At 63.9% G+C, this 21,681-nt stretch carries 27 protein-coding genes; 16 read left to right on the top strand and 11 right to left on the bottom strand.

Annotation, left to right across the window (positions count from 1 at the left end; translation table 11 throughout):
* Positions 1 to 30: 30 nt before the first annotated feature.
* Together MB818_RS14590 and MB818_RS14585 are read left to right on the top strand one after the other, a co-directional pair.
* A complete protein-coding gene (locus tag MB818_RS14590; RefSeq protein ID WP_234144586.1) occupies positions 31 to 555 on the top strand; it encodes a DUF4142 domain-containing protein in 525 nt (174 codons plus the stop codon).
* Between the two features lie 38 nt (positions 556 to 593).
* Positions 594 to 875 carry a cupredoxin domain-containing protein gene (locus MB818_RS14585; protein WP_234144587.1) on the top strand — a complete coding sequence of 94 codons (282 nt, stop codon included), beginning with the start codon at positions 594 to 596 and terminating at the stop codon, positions 873 to 875.
* Positions 876 to 887: 12 nt separating this feature from the next.
* Here the strand turns inward: MB818_RS14585 and MB818_RS14580 are convergent, their stop codons facing one another.
* Positions 888 to 1,325: a MarR family winged helix-turn-helix transcriptional regulator gene (locus MB818_RS14580; RefSeq protein WP_234139924.1), complete on the bottom strand. Its 438-nt coding sequence runs from the start codon at positions 1,323 to 1,325 to the stop codon at positions 888 to 890.
* Positions 1,326 to 1,436: 111 nt separating this feature from the next.
* On the opposite strand from MB818_RS14580, the gene MB818_RS14575 reads away from it, so the two are divergent.
* Entirely contained in the window at positions 1,437 to 1,865 is a 429-nt protein-coding gene (locus MB818_RS14575) for an organic hydroperoxide resistance protein (protein ID WP_234139925.1), read from the top strand.
* Positions 1,866 to 1,918: 53 nt separating this feature from the next.
* Here MB818_RS14575 and MB818_RS14570 read toward each other — a convergent pair whose 3' ends face one another.
* Positions 1,919 to 2,785: a branched-chain amino acid aminotransferase gene (locus tag MB818_RS14570; RefSeq protein WP_234139926.1), complete on the bottom strand. Its 867-nt coding sequence runs from the start codon at positions 2,783 to 2,785 to the stop codon at positions 1,919 to 1,921.
* A 157-nt stretch (positions 2,786 to 2,942) separates the two neighbouring features.
* On the opposite strand from MB818_RS14570, the gene MB818_RS14565 reads away from it, so the two are divergent.
* The 7 genes from MB818_RS14565 (at position 2,943) to MB818_RS14535 (ending at position 8,783) form a co-directional block, all read left to right on the top strand.
* Positions 2,943 to 3,455 (top strand): MarR family winged helix-turn-helix transcriptional regulator, encoded by a 513-nt coding sequence (locus MB818_RS14565; protein ID WP_234139927.1) that lies wholly within the window; start codon positions 2,943 to 2,945, stop codon positions 3,453 to 3,455.
* Entirely contained in the window at positions 3,452 to 4,153 is a 702-nt protein-coding gene (locus MB818_RS14560) for a response regulator (protein ID WP_234139928.1), read from the top strand. The genes MB818_RS14565 and MB818_RS14560 overlap by 4 nt, the downstream gene beginning before the upstream one ends.
* A gap of 25 nt (positions 4,154 to 4,178) precedes the next feature.
* Positions 4,179 to 5,105, top strand: coding sequence for a histone deacetylase family protein (locus tag MB818_RS14555; protein WP_234177842.1), 927 nt, complete (start codon positions 4,179 to 4,181; stop codon positions 5,103 to 5,105).
* Positions 5,102 to 5,344 carry an exodeoxyribonuclease VII small subunit gene (locus MB818_RS14550; protein ID WP_044027791.1) on the top strand — a complete coding sequence of 81 codons (243 nt, stop codon included), beginning with the start codon at positions 5,102 to 5,104 and terminating at the stop codon, positions 5,342 to 5,344. The genes MB818_RS14555 and MB818_RS14550 overlap by 4 nt, the downstream gene beginning before the upstream one ends.
* A gap of 2 nt (positions 5,345 to 5,346) precedes the next feature.
* A complete protein-coding gene (locus MB818_RS14545; protein WP_234177843.1) occupies positions 5,347 to 6,213 on the top strand; it encodes a polyprenyl synthetase family protein in 867 nt (288 codons plus the stop codon).
* Positions 6,214 to 6,228: 15 nt separating this feature from the next.
* Positions 6,229 to 8,157 (top strand): 1-deoxy-D-xylulose-5-phosphate synthase, encoded by a 1,929-nt coding sequence (gene dxs, locus MB818_RS14540; RefSeq protein ID WP_238905549.1) that lies wholly within the window; start codon positions 6,229 to 6,231, stop codon positions 8,155 to 8,157.
* Positions 8,158 to 8,264: 107 nt separating this feature from the next.
* Complete coding sequence (locus MB818_RS14535; protein ID WP_234165394.1) at positions 8,265 to 8,783, top strand: P-loop nucleotide/nucleoside kinase family protein; 519 nt, start codon at positions 8,265 to 8,267, stop codon at positions 8,781 to 8,783.
* Positions 8,784 to 8,816: 33 nt separating this feature from the next.
* On the opposite strand, the gene MB818_RS14530 is transcribed toward MB818_RS14535, so the two are convergent.
* On the bottom strand, positions 8,817 to 9,668 hold the full coding sequence (locus tag MB818_RS14530; RefSeq protein WP_234177846.1) for an SDR family oxidoreductase: 852 nt from the start codon (positions 9,666 to 9,668) through the stop codon (positions 8,817 to 8,819).
* 88 nt (positions 9,669 to 9,756) lie between these two features.
* On the opposite strand from MB818_RS14530, the gene MB818_RS14525 reads away from it, so the two are divergent.
* Positions 9,757 to 10,389, top strand: a complete 633-nt coding sequence (locus tag MB818_RS14525; protein WP_234139934.1) for a class I SAM-dependent DNA methyltransferase — start codon at positions 9,757 to 9,759, stop codon at positions 10,387 to 10,389.
* Between the two features lie 10 nt (positions 10,390 to 10,399).
* On the opposite strand, the gene queF is transcribed toward MB818_RS14525, so the two are convergent.
* The 6 genes from queF to MB818_RS14495 all read right to left on the bottom strand — a co-directional run bounded on the left by queF (position 10,400) and on the right by MB818_RS14495 (position 14,648).
* Positions 10,400 to 10,867, bottom strand: coding sequence for a preQ(1) synthase (queF, locus tag MB818_RS14520; RefSeq protein ID WP_234144597.1), 468 nt, complete (start codon positions 10,865 to 10,867; stop codon positions 10,400 to 10,402).
* Positions 10,868 to 10,888: 21 nt separating this feature from the next.
* Positions 10,889 to 11,608 carry a 7-carboxy-7-deazaguanine synthase QueE gene (gene queE / locus MB818_RS14515; RefSeq protein ID WP_234177847.1) on the bottom strand — a complete coding sequence of 240 codons (720 nt, stop codon included), beginning with the start codon at positions 11,606 to 11,608 and terminating at the stop codon, positions 10,889 to 10,891.
* Entirely contained in the window at positions 11,605 to 11,961 is a 357-nt protein-coding gene (gene queD, locus MB818_RS14510) for a 6-carboxytetrahydropterin synthase QueD (RefSeq protein ID WP_234144599.1), read from the bottom strand. Before queD ends, queE begins: the two co-directional genes overlap by 4 nt.
* Entirely contained in the window at positions 11,961 to 12,653 is a 693-nt protein-coding gene (gene queC / locus MB818_RS14505) for a 7-cyano-7-deazaguanine synthase QueC (protein ID WP_238905547.1), read from the bottom strand. The genes queD and queC overlap by 1 nt, the downstream gene beginning before the upstream one ends.
* A gap of 171 nt (positions 12,654 to 12,824) precedes the next feature.
* Positions 12,825 to 13,814: a sterol desaturase family protein gene (locus MB818_RS14500; protein WP_238905545.1), complete on the bottom strand. Its 990-nt coding sequence runs from the start codon at positions 13,812 to 13,814 to the stop codon at positions 12,825 to 12,827.
* Between the two features lie 78 nt (positions 13,815 to 13,892).
* Complete coding sequence (locus tag MB818_RS14495) at positions 13,893 to 14,648, bottom strand: class II aldolase and adducin N-terminal domain-containing protein (RefSeq protein ID WP_234139941.1); 756 nt, start codon at positions 14,646 to 14,648, stop codon at positions 13,893 to 13,895.
* Between the two features lie 121 nt (positions 14,649 to 14,769).
* Between MB818_RS14495 and MB818_RS14490 the strand changes: the two genes are divergently transcribed.
* Positions 14,770 to 15,642, top strand: coding sequence for a LysR family transcriptional regulator (locus MB818_RS14490; protein ID WP_238905544.1), 873 nt, complete (start codon positions 14,770 to 14,772; stop codon positions 15,640 to 15,642).
* 92 nt (positions 15,643 to 15,734) lie between these two features.
* On the opposite strand, the gene MB818_RS14485 is transcribed toward MB818_RS14490, so the two are convergent.
* Positions 15,735 to 16,163 carry a VOC family protein gene (locus tag MB818_RS14485; protein ID WP_234163562.1) on the bottom strand — a complete coding sequence of 143 codons (429 nt, stop codon included), beginning with the start codon at positions 16,161 to 16,163 and terminating at the stop codon, positions 15,735 to 15,737.
* A 112-nt stretch (positions 16,164 to 16,275) separates the two neighbouring features.
* Between MB818_RS14485 and ade the strand changes: the two genes are divergently transcribed.
* The 4 genes from ade to MB818_RS14465 all read left to right on the top strand — a co-directional run bounded on the left by ade (position 16,276) and on the right by MB818_RS14465 (position 21,046).
* On the top strand, positions 16,276 to 18,078 hold the full coding sequence (gene ade, locus MB818_RS14480) for an adenine deaminase (RefSeq protein WP_238905542.1): 1,803 nt from the start codon (positions 16,276 to 16,278) through the stop codon (positions 18,076 to 18,078).
* The gene (locus tag MB818_RS14475; protein ID WP_238905539.1) at positions 18,075 to 19,538 is read left to right on the top strand and encodes an AMP nucleosidase; all 1,464 of its coding nucleotides are present in this window, start codon (positions 18,075 to 18,077) and stop codon (positions 19,536 to 19,538) included. Before ade ends, MB818_RS14475 begins: the two co-directional genes overlap by 4 nt.
* Before the next feature lie 132 nt (positions 19,539 to 19,670).
* A complete protein-coding gene (locus tag MB818_RS14470; protein WP_044028844.1) occupies positions 19,671 to 19,958 on the top strand; it encodes an HU family DNA-binding protein in 288 nt (95 codons plus the stop codon).
* A gap of 209 nt (positions 19,959 to 20,167) precedes the next feature.
* On the top strand, positions 20,168 to 21,046 hold the full coding sequence (locus MB818_RS14465) for a DMT family transporter (protein ID WP_238905567.1): 879 nt from the start codon (positions 20,168 to 20,170) through the stop codon (positions 21,044 to 21,046).
* Here MB818_RS14465 and MB818_RS14460 read toward each other — a convergent pair.
* Positions 21,043 to 21,564 (bottom strand): glutathione peroxidase, encoded by a 522-nt coding sequence (locus MB818_RS14460; RefSeq protein ID WP_234165366.1) that lies wholly within the window; start codon positions 21,562 to 21,564, stop codon positions 21,043 to 21,045. The genes MB818_RS14465 and MB818_RS14460 overlap by 4 nt on opposite strands.
* Positions 21,565 to 21,681: the final 117 nt, after the last annotated feature.

The following is a 21,681-nucleotide window of genomic DNA, read 5'->3' as shown; positions in this document are numbered from 1 at the left end:
GATTACCGAAACCTTTTAAGGAGACAAGATATGAAGACCATTACCCTCGCCGCCGCCCTTGCCCTCGGATTTGCCGCCCAAACCGTCCAGGCAGCTGACAAGATGAACGACCTGGAAATCGCACATACCGCCTATACCGCCGGCCAGATCGACATCCGCTATGCGCATCTGGCGCTGGCCGTGTCCGAGAATGCCGAGGTCCGCGCCTTTGCCGAAACCATGATCCGTGACCACACTGCGGTGAACGTGGCTGCCGGCGATCTGATCACCAAGCTGAACGTCACGCCCCAGGACAACGACCTGAGCCGCACGCTGGTCAAGGGTGCTGCCGACAAGCGCGCCGAACTGATGTCGCTGAGCGGCAAGGCCTTTGACTGCGCCTATGCCCAGAACGAACTCGGTTACCATCAGGTGGTCAACCAGACGGTCGAAGGCGTCTTCATCCCGACCGCGACCGTCGAACCGCTCAAGGATCTGCTGTCCGAAGCGCTCGTCACCTTCAAGGTGCACGAAGGCCATGCCGAGCAGATGGTGAACGGCCTGCAATGCGGCTGACCCGCAGGCAGGTCTGCTTCGGTGCGGGGGGGGCGATCGTGGGTTCCGCGCTCCCCGCATCGGGCTCTAGCCCGGTGGTGGTCGATATCCGCGCCTTTGTCTTTGAGCCGGCCGAGGTCACCATTCGGGCCGGGGAAAGCGTGCGCTGGATCAACCACGATTTTGCCCCGCATACCGCCACCGATGACGAGGTAAACTGGGATACCGAAGAATTGGAAAAGGGCGGGCAGGCCACGATCCGCTTCGACACCCCAGGCACCTATCCCTATTTCTGTGCCTACCACCCGCATATGAGGGGATCGGTGGTCGTAACCACCTGACGCGCGGGGCCGCTATCCGGCCTCGCGCAACCGTTCGGTCAACCGGTGCAGCCGGTCGCGCAGCTCGGCCAGTTCGGCCAGATCCGCATCCGCCGCCGCCAGGATGCAGTTCGAGATCTCTGCCGCCTCGCCCTCCAGCGACTGGCCCTTGTCGGTCAGGGTCACGATCACGCTGCGCTCATCCTGCGGGTTGCGCGCGCGCCTGATCAGCCCCGCCGCCTCCATCCGCTTCAAGAGCGGCGTCAGCGTGTTCGATTCAAGCTGCAATACCGTACCCAGATCGCTCACCTTGCGGCCGTCCTGCTGCCACAGCGCCACCAGCACCAGGTATTGCGGATAGGTTAGATCGAACCGCGCCAGCAGCGGGCGATAGAGCCGCCCCATCGCGTGATTGGCGGAATAGAGCGAAAAGCAGAGCAACTCGTCGAGAGTAAGGGCACGGTCCAGCATGCCAATGATATAGATCGCGCGCGATTATTTCGCAATGTCTTGCATTTCCCGACTTGCGCCCTTATTTAAATCGCACACGATATAATCGTACTCGATATTATGGAGCCCAACATGACCGTTTCCCCCGTCTATACCGCCCATGCCCGCGCCACCGGTGGCCGCAATGGCCAGGCGCAGGTCGCCGAATCCGGCCTCGATCTGGTGCTCGCGACCCCGCCCGCGATGGGCGGCAACGGCAAGGGCCATAACCCCGAACAGCTTTTCGCCGCCGGTTATGCCGCCTGCTATATCGGGGCAATGCAATTCGCCACGACCCAGGACAAGACGCTGTCCAAGGTGCCTGCCGATGTCTCGGTCGACGCCGAGGTCGGCATCGGCCCCCGCGCCGAGGGCGGGTTCGGCCTGACCGTGGCGCTCAAGGTCTCGATGCCGGGCGTCGATGCAGCCGAGGCACAGCGCATCGCCGATGCGGGCCACGCCATCTGCCCCTATTCCAACGCCACGCGTGGCAACATCGTCGTCACGACCGAAATCGTCTGAACGAAAAAGGGCGCCGGGTGACCGGCGTCCTCTCTCTAAAAAGGAGTCAGAACCTAGGCCCGAACCAGCGCCTCGTACTCCGCCGCGATATCGCGGGTCATCTGGCCCACTTCGAACGTATAAGGCCCGATCTGGCCCACCGGGGTGACCTCGGCGGCGGTGCCGGTCAGCCAGCACTGTTCGAATCCTTCCATCTCTTCCGGCTTGATGCGGCGCTCGTGCACGGTGATGCCCTTGTCCTTGAGCATCCCGATCACCGTCTGCCGGGTGATCCCGTTCAGGAAGCAGTCGGCCAGCGGCGTATGCACCTCGCCATCCTTGACAAAGAACACGTTGGCGCCGGTCGCCTCGGCCACATAGCCGCGCCAGTCCATGAACAGCGCATCCGAACAGCCCTTGGCCTCGGCCTTGTGCTTGGAGATGGTGCAGATCATGTAAAGACCCGCCGCCTTGGCATGGACCGGGATCGTTTCGGGGCTGGGCCGCTTCCACTCGGCGATGTCCAGTTTGGCGCCCTGCATCTTGGCGTCGCCGTAATAGGCGCCCCAGGGCCAGACCGCGATCGCCATCCGCACCGGGTTGCGGGCCGAGGCCACGCCCATATCCTCGCCCGACCCGCGCCAGACCAGCGCGCGCACATAGGCATCGGTCAGACCGCTGGCCTTCAGCGTCTCTTCCTTGGCGGCCTCGATCTGATCGACCGAATAGGGCATCGGCATGTCCAGCGCCTGCGCACTGGCGACGAGCCGCTCGGAATGTTCCCGGCTCTTGAAGATCTTGCCGTTATAGGCGCGCTCGCCCTCGAACACGGACGAGGCATAGTGCATGGCATGGGTCAGGATATGGACCTTGGCATCGCGCCAATCGACCAGTTCTCCATCCATCCAGATCACGCCATCGCGATCATCATAACCCGCCATTGTGTTCCCTCCAAACCAGGTCGTATTTCCAATTATTGCGCCAGCAAGTTCCACACCGGACACTATATTGCGCAAAAACTGCGACTCACTACCTGTTCAGTATTGGAATGTCAACAAGACTGACATAAAGTGACGAGGAACGACAAAGGTGCACCACATGTCCGACGCGCGACCATCACCGGTCTTTGGCGGTGAAAGCCTGCTGTTTCTGACCGACGAGCAGCTGCGGCAGGGGATCGAGGCGATGTTTTTCGCCTATCGCGGCTTTACCGCCGACCCCGACCGCATCCTGGCCGAGATGGCCTATGGCCGCGCCCATCACCGCGCGATCCACTTCATCAACCGCGCGCCGGGCACCACGGTGAACAACCTGCTGGCCATTCTGGGGGTCACCAAACAGTCGCTGAACCGCGTTCTGCGCACCCTCATCGCCGACGGCCTGGTCGAAAGCCGGGTCGGCACCCAGGACAAGCGCGAGCGACACCTGTTCCTGACCGAGGCAGGCGCGGCGCTGGAGGCGAAACTGTCGGATGCGCAGCGTGCCCGGATGCGCGCCGCATACAAGGAGGCCGGGCCCGAGGCGGTTGCCGGCTTTCGCCAGGTATTGGAGGCGATGATGGATCGCGAGATGCACCGGGCCTATGCCAAGCTGCGGGACAGCGGCTCATGAGTGCTTTTGACGCCCATCTGCTGATCGTCGATGACGACGAGCGCATTCGTGACCTGCTGAAGAAGTTCCTGATGCGCCACGGGTTCCTTGTCACCGCAGCGCGCGACGCCGAACATGCCCGGCGCATCCTGTCGGGGCTGGATTTCGACCTGATCGTCATGGATGTGATGATGCCGGGCGAAGATGGTGTCAGCCTGACCCGCGCCCTGCGCAAGAGCTTGAGCACGCCAATCCTGCTGCTGACCGCCCGTGGCGAGACAGAGCACCGGATCGCCGGGCTGGAGGCTGGCGCCGACGACTATCTCGCCAAACCCTTCGAACCGCGCGAGCTTCTGCTCCGGATCAACGCGATCCTGCGCCGGGTGCCCGATACCAGCGCGCAGGACGCGGCACCCAAGTTCCTGCAACTGGGGCCGATCCGATATGACATAGAACGCGGTGAAATGTGGCAGGGCGACCAGCTGGTCCGCCTGACCGCCACCGAAAACCAGTTGATGAAGATCTTTGCCGCCCGTCCGGGCGAGGCGATCACCCGCACCAAGCTGGTCGAGGATCTGGGCCGCGACCGGGGCCAGGCCCAGGAACGCGCGGTCGATGTGCAGATCACCCGTCTGCGCCGCAAGATCGAGCCCAACCCGAAACAGCCGCGCTATCTGCAAACGGTGCGCGGCGCGGGCTACATGCTGGCACCGGACTGATCCCGGCCCGCCCAAAGGAATGCCAATGACCACCGCCCTGATCACCCATGCCGACTGCCTGACCCATGTCACGCCGACCGGCCACCCCGAACGGGTGGCGCGGCTGGAACATGTGCTTCACGCGCTGGAGCCGTTCGACCTGCGCCGCGTCACCGCGCCGCTGGCCGCCGAAGACGACCTGCTGCGCATCCATCCTGCGGGCTACATCGCCGATATCCGCGATGCCCGCCCCGAGGAGGGATTTGCCAAGATCGACGGCGACACGTTCCTGTCACCCGGATCGGTCGATGCCGCGTTCCGTGCCGCGGGCGCCGTGGTGCGCGCCGTCGACATGGTGCTGGGCGGCGAGGTGCAAAACGCCTTTTGCGCCATCCGCCCGCCGGGCCACCACGCCGAACGCGAAACCGCGATGGGCTTCTGCCTGTTCGGCAATGCCGCGCTGGCCGCGAAACACGCGCTCGATTTTCACGGGCTGAACCGCGTCGCGGTTGTGGATTTCGACGTGCATCACGGCAACGGCACCCAGGATCTTTTGTGGGACGAGGCGCGCGCGCTGCTGATCACCAGCCAGCAGATGCCGCTCTGGCCCGGTTCGGGCCGCCCGGACGAGGATGGCGCGCACGGCCAGATCCTCAACATCCCGCTGGCCCCGGGCACCGGCGGCGCCGAGATGCGCGCGGCCTACACGGCCCAGGCCTTCCCGCGCCTGCGCGCCTTCATGCCTGAACTCATCATCATCTCAGCCGGGTTCGACGCCCATCAGGATGATCCGCTGGCCAACCTGAACTGGTCCACCGCAGATTTCGCCTGGCTCACCGCCGAGCTGTGCACCCTGGCGCAAGAGCTGTGTCAGGGCCGTATCGTCTCGACTCTCGAAGGCGGTTATGATCTGAACGCGCTCGCCGCTGCAACGCGCGCGCATGTACAGGAATTGATAAAGGCCGCGACATGACCGAGACCCCCGTCGACCAGATGAGCTTTGAACAGGCGATGAAAGAGCTGGAAACCGTGGTCGGTCAGCTTGAACGCGGCGATGTGGCGCTGGATCAGTCCATCGCGCTCTATGAACGCGGCGCGGCGCTGAAGAAACGCTGCGAGGACGAGCTGAAGCGCGCCGAAGAAAAGGTTGCCGCCATCACGCTCGACAGCAATGGCCAACCAACGGGCACCAAGCCGGTCGAAGGTCTCTGACCATGTTCGGCGAAAGGCTGGCGCAGGACGCCGCGCTGATCCAGCGCAGTTTCGACACTGTGCTGGGCGCGCTGGAGCCGCTCGACATCACCCGCGCCATGGCCTGGACCACCGAGGGCGGCAAGCGCCTGCGCGGCTTTCTGGTGCTGGAAAGCGCCCGGCTGCATGATGTGGACGAGGCGCGCGCGATCTGGCCCGCCACCGCCATCGAGGCGCTGCATGCTTACAGCCTGGTGCATGACGACCTGCCCTGCATGGACGACGATGACCTGCGCCGGGGCCGCCCTACCGCTCATGTGAAATGGGACGAGGGCACCGCCGTTCTGGCAGGCGACGCGCTGCATTCGCTGGCGTTTGAGCTGTGCACCCGCCCCGAGACAGGCAGCGCCGAGACCCGCGCCACTCTGGCGCTCACGCTGGCGCAGGCGGCGGGCGCGCGCGGCATGGTACTGGGCCAGGCGCTGGACATCGCCGCCGAAACCGCGCCCGAACCGCTGACACTTGACCAGATCACCCAACTGCAAGCGGGCAAGACCGGAGCGCTGATCGAATGGTCCGCCGCCGCCGGAGCCGTGCTGGCCGGGGCCGACCCAGCCCCCTTGCGCCAATATGCCCGCGCGCTGGGGCTTGCTTTCCAGATCGCCGACGACATCTTGGACGTAGAAGGCGATGCCGAAAAGGCGGGCAAACGGCTGCAAAAGGACGCCAGCGCGGGCAAGGCCACCTTTGTCTCGCTCCTGGGTCTCGACGCCGCCAGGACCCGCGCCCGCGACCTTGTCGACCAGGCCTGCGATGCGCTTTCACCCTATGGCGCCCGCGCCGAAACCTTGAAGGAAGCCGCCCGCTTCGTTATTGCGCGCGAGAACTGAACCACGAAGGACGCCATGTCTGACCGCCCGCATACCCCGCTTCTCGACCAAGTGACCCGTCCAGCGGACCTGAAACGGTTCTCCGACGCGCAGCTCACCCAGCTCGCCGGCGAGCTTCGGGCCGAGACCGTCTCGGCCGTCTCGGTCACCGGCGGCCACCTGGGCGCAGGCCTTGGCGTGGTGGAACTGACCGTGGCACTGCACGCGGTGTTCGACACGCCGCGCGACAAGGTGATCTGGGATGTCGGCCACCAGTGTTATCCGCACAAGATCCTGACCGAACGCCGCGACCGCATCCGCACCCTGCGGATGAAGGACGGGCTTTCGGGCTTCACCAAACGCTCCGAGTCGCCCTATGACCCGTTCGGCGCCGCCCATAGCTCCACCTCGATCAGTGCAGCCCTCGGGTTTGCCGTGGCGCGCGATCTGGGCGGGGTGACGCCCGAGGGGTTGGGCGACGCCATCGCCGTGATCGGCGACGGTTCCATGTCCGCCGGCATGGCGTTCGAGGCGATGAACAATGCGGGCCACCTGAAAAAGCGCCTGATCGTCATCCTCAACGACAACGAGATGTCGATCGCCCCGCCGGTCGGCGCGCTGTCGAACTATCTCTCGCGCCTCTATGCCGAGGCCCCGTTTCAGGAGTTGAAAGCCGCCGCCAAGGGCGCGGTATCGCTCTTGCCCGAACCCTTCCGCGAGGGCGCCAAGCGCGCCAAGGAAATGCTCAAGGGCATGGCTGTCGGCGGCACCCTGTTCGAGGAACTGGGGTTTTCCTATATCGGCCCTATCGACGGGCATGACATGCACCAGCTCCTGCCGGTCCTGCGCACCATCAAGGCGCGCGCCACCGGCCCGATCCTGCTGCATGTGCTGACGAAAAAGGGCAAGGGTTATGCCCCCGCCGAACGCGCCCGCGACCGCGGTCATGCCACCGCAAAATTCGACGTGGTGACGGGCGAGCAGAAAAAGGCGCCCTCGAACGCGCCCTCCTATACTTCGGTCTTTGGCAACGCGCTGGTCGATCAGGCCGCCCGCGACGACAAGATCGTCGCCGTCACCGCCGCAATGCCCGACGGCACCGGGCTGAACCTCTTTGCCGAACGCTACCCCTCGCGCTGTTTCGACGTGGGCATCGCCGAACAGCATGGCGTGACCTTCTCCGCCGCGCTGGCTGCGGGCGGGCTGAAACCCTTCTGCGCGATGTACTCGACCTTCCTGCAACGCGGCTACGATCAGGTCGTGCATGACGTCGCGATCCAGCGCCTGCCGGTCCGCTTCGCCATCGACCGCGCCGGTCTGGTCGGCGCCGACGGCGCCACCCATGCGGGCAGTTTCGACATCGCCTATCTGGCCAACCTGCCCGGCATGGTGGTCATGGCCGCCGCCGACGAGGCCGAACTGGTGCATATGGTCGCCACCGCCGCCGCCCATGACGACGGTCCGATCGCCTTCCGCTATCCGCGCGGCGAGGGCGTGGGCGTCGAGATGCCCGAACAGGGCAAGGTGCTGGAAATCGGCAAGGGCCGGATGATCCGGAAAGGCGCCCGCGTCGCCCTTCTCTCCTTCGGCACCCGGCTGGCCGAGGTGCAAAAGGCCGCCGAGGCGCTGGCGGCCAAGGGGATCGCCCCCACCATCGCCGACGCCCGCTTTGCCAAACCGCTCGACCGCGACCTGATCCTGCAACTGGCCGCCAATCACGAAGCGCTGATCACCATCGAAGAAGGCGCCGTCGGCGGCTTCGGCAGCCATGTCGCGCAACTGCTCTCGGACGAGGGCGTCTTCGACCACGGGCTCAAGTTCCGCTCGATGGTCCTGCCCGACACGTTCATCGACCAGTCCAGCCCCGAGGACATGTACGCCATCGCAGGCATGAACGCCCCCCAGATCGAGGCCAGGGTGCTCGAAGTGCTGGGCGTGGCGAAGATCGGAGAGAAGCGGGCTTGACCACCTGGTTATCAAATGTGGTCTCTCTCTGAGTTCCGCTGCGACGTTGGCTGCCCGCCGTCAGACCCGGAGGATCAATCCGTCGGCTAGAAAGAATGGATACCCGAATGCCACCTTCTGCCCCAACCCTGCACATGCTCTGCGGCAAGATCGGATCCGGGAAATCGACCCTTGCTGCCCGTTTGGGGCGCGTCGAAGGAACGGTGCTGATTGCCGAAGACGATTGGCTGAGCGCCTTGTTTTCCGAAGAGATGTCGTCGCCAAAGGACTACATGCGCTGCGCGGCCAAGCTGCGGGCGATCATGGGGCCACATGTCGTTTCGCTGTTGAAAGCCGGGGTTTCGGTCGTCCTCGATTTCCCGGCCAACACGACCGAAAACCGCACTTGGATGCGCAGCATCCTTGCCGCATCGAATGCGTCGCACCAATTGCACGTCATGGCGACCCCGGATGAAATCTGTTTGCAACGGCTGCATGCCCGCAATGCAAAGGGGGATCACCCCTTTGCCGCGACCGAAGCCCAGTTTCAGCTGTTTTCCAAGTATTTCGCAGAACCCACGGCAGACGAAGGGTTCAATATCGTGCTGCATGGACCTGAAGAGGCTGACGGGCCAGAGCGGTCGTGACAACGGACACGGCCCTAACAAGCCCTTTCCCGGTCAATCCCCGCTTTCGGCCTGCAAGGCCTCCAGCCCCACCCGGTAGTTGGGGTATTTCAACTGCACGCCCAGTTCGTCCTTGATCCGGTCGTTCCGCACCCGCTTGTTCTCGCTGTAGAAACTGCGCGCCATCGGGGTCAGATCGGCCTTGTCGAAATCCACCGCTGGGGGCAAGGGCAGGCCCTGCAACTCGGCCGCATAGGCGATCACGTCCTGTGGCGGCACCGGTTCGTCATCGCAGACATTATAGACCGATCCGGGGTTGGGTCGCGCCATCGAGGCCGCCAGGACCTGGGCAATATCCTCGACATGGATGCGCGAGAAGACCTGTCCCGGCTTGATGATCCGGCGAATGCCGCCCTTGCCCAGTTTCGAGAATGGCCCGCGCCCCGGGCCGTAGATACCGGCCAACCGAAAGATGTGAACCGGCAGACCCGGAATCGCCTGCCATTGCTGTTCCGCCATTACCCGCCAGCGCCCACGTGCGGCCAGGGGGCTGAGCGGCGTCGTCTCGTCAACCCAGGCGCCTCCATGGTCGCCATAGACGGCGGTGGTCGACAGGTAACCGACCCAGCGGAACTGCGCCGCGCGCGCCGCGATCTGCTCTCCCAGCGCCGCCAGCACCGGATCGCCCGTGGCATCGGGCGCGGTCGAGATCAGCAGATGCGTGACACCGTCAAGCAAAGGCTCTTCGCCCGGCCACAGCAGCGGCTCGGCGCCCGAGGCGCGGATCGCCTCCAGCTGGTCGGGGTTGCGGCTGGTCCCGATGATGCGCCAGCCTTGCGGCGCCAGCGCCCGCGACAGCACCCGGGCGGTATAGCCATGTCCAAAAGAAAGCAGTGTTCCAGTCATGGGATCCTAGATGCGGCGCCCATGCGCGATGTGCAAGCGCTTGATCGACGCACTTGATTCGAATCCGCTCTTGGGCCTTCAATTGGGGATGAGCATCAAGACACCCGATCTGGACGCGGCCTATCGCCTGCAATCGCCCGAGGACAACCGGCAGCTCTATGCCGAATGGGCAGGCGATTATGACGACGGCTTCGCCGCGCGTGAAGACTACCAGCTGCCGATGCACACCGCGCGCGCCTTTGTGGCGGCGGGTGGTCAAGGCCCGGTGCTGGATGTGGGCGCGGGAACCGGCCTCTGCGGTGCCATTCTGGCCGGGCTTGGCGTCGGCCCGATCGACGCCGCCGATATCAGCGCCGAGATGCTGGACCGCGCCATGCGCAAGGACATCTATCGCGACGCCATCGAGACCGACCTGAACCAGGGCATCCCCGCCCCGCGCGAGAGTTACTCCGGTATCGTGTCCTCGGGCACCTTCACCCATGGCCATCTCGGCCCCGAGGTTTTTCCCGCGCTTTTGCGTGTCGCCCGGCCCGGCGCGCAATTCGCGCTGTCGATCAACGCCGCGCATTTCGACGAGAAAGGCTTTGCCACCGCGCTGCGCGAGATGGAGCGGGGGCAGATCGAGAACCTCAAACTTCCCCGGGTCCGGATCTATGGCGATCTGGCCGCCGGTCCGCATAAGGACGACATGGCGTTTATCGCGCTGTTCGAGAAGTCCTAGGGACCTGAACCTAGCCCCGTCCGCGATAGGTCGGCACGCCCTGATCGGGGATCCAGACACCCGGCAATTCCGGCCCGGTCTGATAGAACACGTCGATCGGAATGCCGCCGCGCGGATACCAATAGGCCCCGACCCGCAGCCATTTGGGCGCTAGCAGCTCGACCAGCCGTTTGCCGATGGAGACGCTGCAATCCTCGTGGAACGCACCGTGATTGCGGAACGAGCCCAGATAAAGCTTCAGCGACTTGCTTTCCACCAGCCAGTCGCCCGGTACATAGTCGATCACGATATGGGCGAAATCGGGCTGCGCCGTCAGCGGGCAGAGCGAGGTAAACTCGGGCGCAGTGAAGCGCACCGCGTATTCGGTGCCCGCCTGCGGGTTGGGCACCTTTTCCAGCACCGCCTCGTCGGGCGAGTTCGGCAGTTCCGTCTTGCCACCCAGTTGGGTCAGGTTTGCATAGATGTCCTGATTGGCCATTGTCTTGCTCCTCCCGGCGTCTCAGACGCCGCGTTTGTTGCCCCAGACCAGCACATGCAGCTGCGGCAGGATTGTGGGGGTGAACCATCGGTCGGCCAGGGCCCGACCGATCAGCCATTCATAGCGTGTCATGATACCGTCCATATCGATGGCGGCATCCTCGGCATCAGGCGGCGGCGGCGTGTGGTTGCCCGGTTGCAGATAGATCGGCAGGTTCGGATAACGCGCCGCCACCTCGCGCGCCCAGAGGTAATCGGTCTCGTCGAACACCACGATCTTGATCACCGTCACGGCATCGCGCGCCCGCGCGATACAGTCGGCGAACCGGTCCCAATCGACCGTTTCGCCGGACGAGGGCGGCTTGGGGCTGAGGATCAGGGGCGACAGTTCGCAGAACCAGCCGCGCGCGACCGATCCTTGGGTTTCCAGCGCAAAGCGATAGCCCTGCGCCTTGCCCATCTCGATCAGCGGGCCGAAATCCTGAATTGCCGGGTTGCCGCCCGAGAGCGAGACCGTCAGGGGCACCCCACCGGACAGGCGTTCAACCTCGGCCCAGACCTGTTCCGTGGTCATAGGCGCCCATGTATCACGATAGGCGCTGTCCACCGCATGCAGGCTATCGCACCACGAACAGCGGTAGTCACAGCCGCCCGCCCGCACGAATACGGTCGGTGCGCCGATCACCGCGCCCTCTCCCTGGATGGTGGGGCCGAAGATCTCGGCGATGCGCAGAGTGGTCATGGCCGATACTCGGCCCAGGTCTTGGGCGTTTCGCTGACCCGCACGGCGCTGGTCTCTGCCCAGCGCGCCTTGCAGAAGTCATAGACCTCTTTCGCCAGCCGTTCGGACGTGACCATGTCATGGCCGAACACCTCGTTCAGGTGTCGATGGTCCAGCGCGTCGTCGATCCAGGTCTTGAGCGGCTTCAACTCGCGGTAATCGCGGACAAACCCGTTGGCATCCAGATCGGCGGCGGCCAGTTCGACCTCGACGATATAGTTATGCCCGTGCAGCCGGGCACAGGGGTGGTCGTCGGGCAGATGACACAGCTGGTGCGAGGCCGAGAAATGGAACTCCTTGGTGATCCGGTACATCAGCGCCCCTCCACCGCCGCGCGCCAGAACTCGGGGTCGGCATAGACGGTCGGGTCCTCGACGTCGGCCAGATGGAAGGCCTCACGCCGCTCGACACAGGTGCCGCAGCGGCCGCAATGCACCTCGCCCCCCTTGTAGCAGGACCAGGTATCGGCAAAGGGCGTGTTGTGGCGCGCGCCCTCGCTCACGATGGCCGATTTCGGTTCGTGCACAAAGGGGGTGTAGAGCCGGACATTGGCATAACCGTCCAGCGCCTGCGCCTGCATCGCCTCGAACGCCTGGGTAAACCCGGGACGGCAATCGGGATAGATGAAGTGATCGCCGCCATGCACCGCCGTTGCCACCGCGTCGGCCTGTTTGGCCGCGGCGATGCCGAAGGCGATGGCCAGCATGATGGCATTGCGGTTGGGCACCACGGTGATCTTCATGGTGTCCTCGGCATAATGCCCGTCGGGCACGTCCACATCATCGGTCAGGGCACTGCCCGACAGATGCGCGCCGATCTGGCGCATGTCGATCAGATCATGCGGCACGCCCAGCCGCGCAGCCGCGCGGGCGGCAAAGTCCAGCTCCTTGCGGTGGCGCTGACCGTAGTCGAAAGAGATAAGACCGATCAGATCGTGCTCGGCGGCCACCTTGTGGGCCAGCGATACCGAATCCAATCCGCCGGAGCAGATGACAAGTGTCTTCACGTTTGGGTCCCTTGTTTTCATAAGCCGGGTAGGCTGCGACCGGCGCCCGGATGATCCGGACCGGGCGCCTGTAACAGAGGCGCGGGGCAAAGGTAAAGACCCGGCGCACCCATCGGCAAAAACGTGAAAGGCCGCCCAAGCGGGCGGCCCTTGTGAAGCCTGTCGACCGGTTCAGGTATACATCTGCTTCTTATAGGCGCGGGTGCGTGTGGTGGCCTCGGCGCTGCCGTCATGAAAGGTGCCGAACCACTTGTCGAACGGGATCTCGGAGGTGCCGTAATTGCACTCGAAATACCGGTGGTGCAGCTGGTGAAAGAAATCCCCGGTCTTGGCGGCCTCGGTCTCGCCCGCCTTGATCTTCTCGAACCCCGAATGCGACAGGATCGGGCTGACCTGCTGGAAATAGATATGAAACAGCAGGTGCAGCGGGTGCGAGGGCACCACGAGGTGAATGAAATAGGTCGTGAAGTAGAGGATGTTCTCGTACCAGTGGTTCGAAATGCCCGACCACGGGCCGATATTGACGTTGCGGTGATGCACGGCGTGTACATGCTTGTAGAGCTTCGGGTGATGCTCCAGCCGGTGCACCCAATAGAAATGCAGCCCCGACCACATCGGGATGAAAAACATCCAGGCCACGAACCAGACCGGCGCCTGTGCCCAGGTGACGGTGGGAACCCAGCTATTGGCCATGACCCAGTAGATCAGCCACTGATAGACCGTGCAGACGGTCATCGCGCTGCCCAGCGTCCACCAGATATTGTCCCAGACCTGGTTGCGAAAGGTAAAGGTACCGTTATCGCGGGTCAGGTCGCGGCGGTCGAACTTCTTGTACATGCCCTGGCCCTTGCGCATGTATAGCCACCAGTGCAGACCGCTCGCGACCAGGATCTGCGGCACCATGTTCAAGAGCCACACCCGGAACATCCAGCCGGGCGCAAAGCTCTGCATCGCCTCAAGCGGCGGCAGGAACCAGGCATAGGCGGCGACGGCCAGCGCCAAACAGAGTGTCAGCGAGGTCAGTTGCAGCCATGCCCCGCGATACCAGCGCAGCACCGCCGCCGGACGTGGCGGCCAGCTAAACAGCGGATTCAGCCCCACGGGATTTTCGGGGCGATAATTCCAGCGTGCCGCTTCGGCATCCTGACTGAAATCGGTCATCGTCTTTCCTCGTCTCTGGGCAAGCGCCATCCTCCGGCGCCCACGGGCCGGTGCAGGCAGGTTGCGGTTTTCAAAGTGTCAGCTGGCGTAGGTCGACCCTTCGGCATCCAGCACCGCCTTGACCTCGCGCAGATGCGCCTCGGCCTGGCCCGGATAGTCGTCAAGCTCCCGCGCCGTCTTCTCGGCAATCTCGTCGCTCAGCACCCTGAGCGGGCGGCCCGTCTGCAAGGCGCGGATATAGGTCTCGGCGGCGCGCTCGAAGTAATAGAGGCGGTTCAGCGTATCGCCCACGTCGCTGCCGATCACCAGCACGCCATGGTTGCCCATGATCATCACCCGCTTCTTCGGGTCGCTCAGCATCGAGGCACAGCGCTCGCCCTCGCTTTCGAACGCCAGCCCGCCGAATTCATCGTCGATGACATAGCGGTTGTAAAAGGTCGCGGTGTTCTGGTCGATCGGCGGCAGGCTACTGTCGGCAAGGCTGGCCAAAACGGTGGCAAAGATCGAATGCACATGCATCACGCAACGCGCATGCGGACAGCGGCGATGGATCGAACCATGCAGGCCCCAGGCGGTGGGATCAGGGGCGCCGGGCATCTCCATCGTCTTGGGGTCGTTGGCGTCCAGCAGCAGTAGGTCCGAGGCGCGGATACGCGCGAAATGCATCTGGTTGGGGTTCATCAGGAACTGCGTCCCCTCGGGGTTCACCGCCAGGCTGAAATGATTGGCAACCCCTTCATGCATGTTCAGCCGCTCGATCCAGCGAAAGGATGCGGCCAGATCGACACGCTCCTGCCAGTGGTCGATATTGGGGCGCAGGCTGGTGACGGACATGGGTTTGCTCCTGATCTCGGGCTGGCGGTGTGACTGTCCAAAACCTGCCTTTTGACATCAGGTTTGACCAACGAAAAATTCCCCCGTTTCGCATTAGGATCACTTATGGCAAGGTTATGGGATGCAGAACCCCCTCCCCCCGCTGGGCTGGTTGCGTACCTTCGAGGCCGCCGCCCGCCACCTGTCCTTTACCGGCGCCGCGCGTGATCTGAACATGACGCAAAGCGCGGTCAGCCAGCAGATCAAGGCGCTGGAATCGCACCTTGGGCAGCCGCTGTTTCACCGGCGGCCCCGGGCGCTGGAACTGACCGAGGCCGGGATCACCTATCTGCCGGTGGTGCGCGAGGCGTTCCGCACCCTGATCCGGGGCACGCGCGCGGTGACCGGCGATCACCAGAACACGGTGCAGGTGCAATGCAACATCACCTTCGCGGTCAACTGGCTGGGCCCGCGCCTGCCCCGGTTCGGCGCGCTGCACCCGGATGTGCATCTGAACATCTTCACCGAGCTTTGGGAGCCGCGCGAGATGGCCGAGGGCGCGGCGGTCGAGATCCGCTATTCCTTGCGACCGGCGGATACGGTGCGGACCGAGCTGCTGACAACGGATCGCTATTTCCCGGTCTGTGCTCCGGGCTATCCGGTCACGCTTGACAACCTGCATGAACAGCCGCTCTACGACTGTTCGAACCTGCTGTCGAACTGGGCGAGCTGGGCCGAGGACGTGGGCCTGCCCTGGCCCAACCCGCCGATCACCTATGCTACCACCTATATGGTCGGGCTTTCCGTGGCCATGGCCGGGGGCGGGTTGTGTATGGGGCACAAGGTGATCGTATCGCGCCTGATGGCCGAAGGCCGCCTGATCGCCCCTTTCGACCACAGCGTGCTGATGCCCGAGGCCTATTACCTGCTTTTGTCACCACAGGCCGAGGAGACCCCCGGTGCGGTGGCCTTTGCCAACTGGATCCGCGCCGAAATCGCCCGCGAGGCTGGGTGATCCGGGAAAGGGGCGCTCCCGCCCGTCGTCGATGCCGCTGGCGCGGCCCCTCCTCCCGTTGGGCCGGGCAGCGCGCCCTTGGCGCGCTGCGGTCACGCGCTGTCCTTGGGCCGGCTCGGCACCCATGCATAGCCATTGTCGCACAGGATATAGGCCTCGCGCAGGCCATGCGGCTTGTCGGTCGGGGCCTGCAAGACCGTCGCGCCAAAATCCGCTGCCCGCGCCACCGCCCTATCGGGATCGCTGTCATAGAGCCTGATTTCGAGGCCCCCGCCGCGCGGCGGGTTCTCTGGCAAAAGCCCCAAGAGCGGGTTCGCATGATAGGTGCCGTCGCTGTGCAGCTGGAACACCTGCGCACCATAGGTGACAATGGCGAAATCCGCTGTCACCTGATGCGACCTCATCGCGAAAACAGCCTCTAGAAAAGCACATTCCGCCGGAACATCCCGCACCAACAGGTTCAGCCCGATCCCCCTGAGCGACCGCCCGAACCCATCTGCATCTATCGTATCATAATCCATTCCGGCAGGGTCACGCCGACCGCCTGCCGCTGTCAAGCGGGCAATGACGAAGCTTTGATGAAACCCTTTCGGCGGGGCTTGCACCCGGTCGCGGTTTCGGAAAAGCTGCGCCATGGAACACAAGACTTTCCCCGATTGGGCCGATGTGGCCCCCCGTCTGGTCGCCGTCGCCGCAGGCCGCGAACCGGCAGACATGATCATCCGAGATGGTATCTGGATCAACGTGCACACGCGCGAGGCACTGCCCGGCCACTCCATCGCCATTGCCGAAGGGCGCATCGCCTTTGTCGGCCCCGATGCCAGCCATTGCACCGGACCCGACACCCGGATCATCGAGGCGAATGGCCGCTACATGATCCCCGGTCTTTGTGACGGGCATATGCATATCGAAAGCGGCATGCTGACCCCGGCGGAATTTGCCGCCGCCGTCATCCCGCATGGCACCACCACCATGTTCACCGACCCGCACGAGATCGCCAATGTCCTTGGCCTCGCAGGTGTGCGGATGATGCATGACGAGGCGCTGATGCAGCCCGTCAACATCTATACCCAGATGCCCTCCTGCGCGCCCTCGGCACCGGGGCTGGAAACCACCGGGTATGAGATCGCGCCCGAGGATGTGGCCGAGGCGATGACATGGCCCGGCATCATTGGTCTGGGCGAGATGATGAACTTTCCCGGTGTCACCAATGCCGACCCCAAGATGCTGGCCGAGATCGCCGCCACCCAGCGCGCGGGCAAGACGGTGGGCGGGCACTATGCCTCGCCCGATCTGGGTCCCGCCTTTGCCGCCTATGTGGCGGGTGGCCCGGCCGACGATCACGAGGGCACCTGCGAGGCCGATGCCATCGCGCGCGTCCGGCAGGGCATGCGCAGCATGATGCGGCTGGGCAGCGCCTGGTATGACGTCGAATCCCAGATCACCGCGGTGACCGAAAAGGGGCTCGATCCGCGCAACTTCATCCTGTGTACCGACGATTGCCACTCGGGCACGCTGGTGCACGAGGGGCATATGAACCGGGTCGTGCGTCATGCCATCGCCTGTGGCTGCGACCCGCTGATCGCGCTGCAAATGGCGACGATCAACACCGCCACCCATTTCGGGCTGGAGCGCGAGCTGGGCTCGACCGCACCCGGTCGCCGGGCCGACGTGATCCTGACCTCGGACCTGCGCACGCTGCCCATCGAGATGGTGATCGCGCGCGGGCAGGTGGTGGCCGAAAACGGCAAGATCACCGTCGATTGCCCACATTACAACTGGCCCGACACCGCCCGCAACACCGTGCACCTGGGCCATGCGCTCAGCGCGACGGATTTCGAGATCAAGGCCCCCACCGGCGCCAACCGGGTCCGCGCCAATGTGATCGGCGTGGTGGAAAACCAGGCGCCCACCAAGGCGCTGAAAGCGGAACTGCCGATCATCGGCGGGCTGGTCGAAGGCGAGGGCGATGTCTGCCAGATCGCGCTGGTCGAACGCCACCGCGCCACCGGCGGTGTCACCAATGCCTTTGTCTCGGGCTTTGGCTATCAGGGCCGCATGGCCATGGCCTCGACCGTGGCGCATGACAGCCACCACATGATAGTGGTCGGCACCGATCGCGAGCAGATGGCGCTGGCCGCGAACCGGCTGGCCGAGGTCGGCGGCGGCATCACCATCTGGCGCGAGGGCCAGGAACTGGCGCTGGTGGAACTGCCCATCGCGGGCCTGATGTCCGACAGCCCCGCCGCCGAGGTCGCCGCCAAGGCGCAGAAGATGGTCGAGACGATGGCCGCCTGCGGCTGCACTCTCAACAACGCCTATATGCAGCATTCGCTGCTGGCGCTGGTGGTGATCCCCGAACTGCGTATTTCCGATCTTGGCCTTATCGATGTGCGCAGCTTTCAGCGGATCGACCTTCTGGAGCCGCTTGCATGACGCAGCTGATCACCCCCGAAACCCCCGAACCAGCCTTTTTCACCGACGCGGCCCAGGCTGTCGCGCGGCTCGAAGCGCTCTACAGCCAGTCGACCGGTTTCCTCTGTGACAGGTTCACCGGCGCAATGCAGGGTTTGGACCCGGGCACCCGATTTCGCGCCTATTACCCCGAGATCCGCTTTTCAACCTCGTCTTATGCGCAGGTGGACAGCCGGCTCAGCTTTGGCCATGTTTCGCATCCCGGCACCCATGCGACCACCATCACCCGACCAGACCTGTTCCGGTCCTACCTGACCCAGCAGATCGGCCTGTTGATCCGCAACCATGGCCAACCGGTGCAGATCGGCGCGTCGACCACGCCGATCCCGCTGCATTTCGCGGTGGCAAATGCCCCCGATCTGGTTGTCCCACACGAAGGCGCCGCCGGATTTACCCTGCGCGACGTGTTCGACGTGCCGGATCTGGCCACCACAAATGACGATATCGTCAATGGCACCCATGTGTCCGAGGACGGCTCGGGCCCGCTGTCTCTGTTCACCGCGCAGCGGGTGGATTACTCGCTGGCCCGGCTGGCGCATTACACCGCCACCGACCCGGCGCATTTCCAGAACCACGTCCTGTTCACCAACTACCAGTTCTATGTCTCCGAGTTCGAGGCCTATGCCCGCGCCCAGCTGGCCGATCCCGACAGCGGCTACACCAGCTTTGTCAGCACCGGCAATGTCGCGATCACCACGGCCGACGCCACGCTGGATACGCCCGCCAAGCTGCCGCAGATGCCGTCGTATCACCTGAAACGCGCCGACGGCTCGGGCATCACCCTGGTCAATATCGGCGTGGGCCCTTCAAACGCCAAGACCGCGACCGACCATATCGCGGTTCTGCGTCCGCATGCCTGGCTGATGGTGGGCCATTGCGCCGGCCTCAGGAACACCCAGGCGCTTGGTGATTTCGTGCTGGCCCATGCCTATCTGCGCGAGGATCACGTGCTGGATGACGATCTGCCGGTCTGGGTTCCGATCCCGGCGCTGGCCGAGATCCAGATCGCGCTGGAACAGGCCGTGGCCGAAGTGACCGAACTCAGCGGTTATGACCTGAAAAGGATCATGCGCACCGGCACCGTCGCCACCATCGACAACCGCAACTGGGAACTGCGCGACCAATCCGGCCCGGTACAACGCCTCAGCCAGTCGCGCGCGGTCGCGCTCGATATGGAAAGCGCCACCATCGCTGCCAATGGCTATCGGTTCCGGGTGCCCTATGGCACGCTTCTTTGTGTCAGCGACAAACCCTTGCATGGCGAATTGAAGCTTCCCGGCATGGCGTCATCCTTCTATACAACCCAGGTCAGCCGTCATCTACGCATCGGAATCCGAGCCATGGAAACCTTGCGCGGCATGCCTCTGGAACGGCTGCACAGCCGCAAATTGCGGTCATTTGACGAAACAGCCTTCCTCTGACTGCGAAAAAACGCCGAAAAACCCCTATTTCTGGGTTTTTTTGCGCTACTATTCGTTGTGTTCATTCACAAGATAAAGTTAGATTGCCGCAATGAGGCCCTATGGATCGGGCACGAAAAAGGAGACCAAGAAATGGCAAAGCCTATGACCAAAACTCAGCTCGTTGCCGCACTGGCCGAGGATATGGGCAGTGACAAGAAAACTGCCAGTGCCGCTTTGGATGCGGTCTGCGCGCTGATTACCCGCGAAGTGTCGGGCGGTGGTGCCGTGACCCTGCCGGGTGTCGGTAAGATCTACTGCCGCGAGCGTCCCGAGCGCCAGGTGCGCAACCCCGCCACCGGCGAGACCTTCACCAAGGCAGCCGACAAGGTGGTCAAGATGACCATCGCCAAGGCACTGAAAGACAGCGTGAACGGCTGATCCCAACGGGATAGCGTTTTTCCTGGGCCGCCTTTCAGGGCGGCCCTTGCATTTTTGTCCCTTGCTTGCAACTGACCTCACAACCCTCTTTCCTTTTGCCGGAAATATCCCGGGGGAGTCGCCGCCTGCGGCGACGGGGCAGAGCCCCCTTGCACCGGCCCGCGATTTCCGAAACTGTCGCCGCGTTGACCGACGGGAGAGAACACACCGTGGATATCCGCGCCATCGTCATGGGGCTGGCCTTTGCCTTCATGTGGTCCTCGGCCTTCACCTCGGCCCGGATCATCGTGGCGGATGCCTCGCCGCTATTCTCTCTCGCCTGCCGCTTCCTGATCTCGGGCCTTCTCGGCGTCATCATCGCTCGCGCCATGGGGCAAAGCTGGAACCTGACCCGCAACCAATGGAAGGCGACCATCGTCTTTGGCATCTGCCAGAACGCGCTCTACCTAGGCCTCAACTTCTATGCGATGCAGACGGTCGAGGCCTCGGTCGCCGCGATCATCGCTTCGACCATGCCTCTCCTCGTGGCGCTGGCCAGCTGGCTGCTGTTCGGCGAGCGGCTTCCGGCGCTGGGGATTGTCGGACTGATGGCTGGTTTTCTCGGTGTGGCTTTGATCATGGGCGCGCGCATCGGCGCGGGTGTCGATCTGTTCGGGGTGCTGCTCTGCGGTCTGGGCGCGCTGGCGCTGGCCACCGCCACGCTCGCCCTGCGCGGGGCGACCTCGGGCGGGAATTTCATGATGGTGGTGGGCTTGCAGATGCTGGTTGGCTCCGCTGTCCTGTTTCTCGCCACCCCGGTCTTTGAGACCGTGCATGTCACGCCGACGCTGCCGCTGGCCCTGGCCTTTGCCTATACCACGCTGGTGCCCGGCCTTACCGCCACCTTTGTCTGGGTCTTGCTGCTCAACCGGATCGGTGCGATCCGGGCGGCCACCTTCCACTTTCTCAACCCGGTCTTTGGTGTGGCCATCGCCGCCGCCCTATTGGGCGAGCGACTGGGTGCGCTCGACGCCATCGGCGTGGCGATCACTACCGCTGGTATCCTTGCAGTCCAGCTGTCGCGTCAGGCAAGCGCGCGCAAACCCTAGTTCAGCAATGCCTCGATCTCGCGCTGCATCCGCGCGGAGTGCGGTTTGACAGCCGACCCGAAGGTCGCCGCAACAGATCCGTCCGGCGCCACCAGCACCTTGTTGAAGTTCCAGGCCGGTTCGAACCCGGTTTCGGCCTTGACCGCTTTGTAGAACGGATGCGCCTGTGTCCCCTTCACATGCAGGATATCGGTCATCGGCAGCGTCAGATCATAGTTTAGAGCGCAGAACTCCTTGACCTCGGCCGCGGTTGTCAATTCCTGATTAAAGTCATCCGACGGGATGGCGAGAACAACCAACCCGGCGTCCTGATAGGTTTCCCAAAGCTTCTGCAAACCGGCATATTGGCCAGTGAACCCGCATTGCGATGCGGTGTTGACGACCAGCACCGGTCGTCCGCGCCAATCCTCCATCGACAACGAACCGCCGTCGATCGAAGGGAACACGCCGGATACAGGTCCTGCCTGCACCGAGCGGCCGACAAGCAGTAGAAAGATCAGAAAAACGATGCGGTACATCTTGGCTCTCCTTTCCCTCAGGTTACGTACGGCAAGGTGATACGGATCAATGCACGTCTTCGCGAGGGCTGCGAAACAACCCTTTGCTTTCGGCAATCCGATCTCAAATACTGCGCA

It is taken from the genome of Ruegeria alba (assembly GCF_022321465.1).
GTDB classification, from domain to species: domain Bacteria; phylum Pseudomonadota; class Alphaproteobacteria; order Rhodobacterales; family Rhodobacteraceae; genus Ruegeria_B; species Ruegeria_B alba.
The sequence above is the reverse complement of the archived record's forward strand: the minus strand, read 5'-3'. Positions and strand labels throughout refer to the sequence as shown.

Bases quoted from the DNA above. Each gene is read 5' to 3' on its own strand.
- MB818_RS14590 (WP_234144586.1), top strand. From the start codon at position 31: ATGAAGACCATTACCCTCGCCGCCGCCCTTGCCCTCGGATTTGCCGCC.
- MB818_RS14580 (WP_234139924.1), bottom strand. From the start codon at position 1,325: ATGCTGGACCGTGCCCTTACTCTCGACGAGTTGCTCTGCTTTTCGCTC.
- MB818_RS14575 (WP_234139925.1), top strand. From the start codon at position 1,437: ATGACCGTTTCCCCCGTCTATACCGCCCATGCCCGCGCCACCGGTGGC.
- MB818_RS14570 (WP_234139926.1), bottom strand. From the start codon at position 2,785: ATGGCGGGTTATGATGATCGCGATGGCGTGATCTGGATGGATGGAGAA.
- MB818_RS14565 (WP_234139927.1), top strand. From the start codon at position 2,943: ATGTCCGACGCGCGACCATCACCGGTCTTTGGCGGTGAAAGCCTGCTG.
- MB818_RS14560 (WP_234139928.1), top strand. From the start codon at position 3,452: ATGAGTGCTTTTGACGCCCATCTGCTGATCGTCGATGACGACGAGCGC.
- MB818_RS14555 (WP_234177842.1), top strand. From the start codon at position 4,179: ATGACCACCGCCCTGATCACCCATGCCGACTGCCTGACCCATGTCACG.
- MB818_RS14550 (WP_044027791.1), top strand. From the start codon at position 5,102: ATGACCGAGACCCCCGTCGACCAGATGAGCTTTGAACAGGCGATGAAA.
- MB818_RS14545 (WP_234177843.1), top strand. From the start codon at position 5,347: ATGTTCGGCGAAAGGCTGGCGCAGGACGCCGCGCTGATCCAGCGCAGT.
- dxs (WP_238905549.1), top strand. From the start codon at position 6,229: ATGTCTGACCGCCCGCATACCCCGCTTCTCGACCAAGTGACCCGTCCA.
- MB818_RS14535 (WP_234165394.1), top strand. From the start codon at position 8,265: ATGCCACCTTCTGCCCCAACCCTGCACATGCTCTGCGGCAAGATCGGA.
- MB818_RS14530 (WP_234177846.1), bottom strand. From the start codon at position 9,668: ATGACTGGAACACTGCTTTCTTTTGGACATGGCTATACCGCCCGGGTG.
- MB818_RS14525 (WP_234139934.1), top strand. From the start codon at position 9,757: ATGAGCATCAAGACACCCGATCTGGACGCGGCCTATCGCCTGCAATCG.
- queF (WP_234144597.1), bottom strand. From the start codon at position 10,867: ATGGCCAATCAGGACATCTATGCAAACCTGACCCAACTGGGTGGCAAG.
- queE (WP_234177847.1), bottom strand. From the start codon at position 11,608: ATGACCACTCTGCGCATCGCCGAGATCTTCGGCCCCACCATCCAGGGA.
- queD (WP_234144599.1), bottom strand. From the start codon at position 11,961: ATGTACCGGATCACCAAGGAGTTCCATTTCTCGGCCTCGCACCAGCTG.
- MB818_RS14500 (WP_238905545.1), bottom strand. From the start codon at position 13,814: ATGACCGATTTCAGTCAGGATGCCGAAGCGGCACGCTGGAATTATCGC.
- MB818_RS14495 (WP_234139941.1), bottom strand. From the start codon at position 14,648: ATGTCCGTCACCAGCCTGCGCCCCAATATCGACCACTGGCAGGAGCGT.
- MB818_RS14490 (WP_238905544.1), top strand. From the start codon at position 14,770: ATGCAGAACCCCCTCCCCCCGCTGGGCTGGTTGCGTACCTTCGAGGCC.
- MB818_RS14485 (WP_234163562.1), bottom strand. From the start codon at position 16,163: ATGGATTATGATACGATAGATGCAGATGGGTTCGGGCGGTCGCTCAGG.
- ade (WP_238905542.1), top strand. From the start codon at position 16,276: ATGGAACACAAGACTTTCCCCGATTGGGCCGATGTGGCCCCCCGTCTG.
- MB818_RS14475 (WP_238905539.1), top strand. From the start codon at position 18,075: ATGACGCAGCTGATCACCCCCGAAACCCCCGAACCAGCCTTTTTCACC.
- MB818_RS14470 (WP_044028844.1), top strand. From the start codon at position 19,671: ATGGCAAAGCCTATGACCAAAACTCAGCTCGTTGCCGCACTGGCCGAG.
- MB818_RS14460 (WP_234165366.1), bottom strand. From the start codon at position 21,564: ATGTACCGCATCGTTTTTCTGATCTTTCTACTGCTTGTCGGCCGCTCG.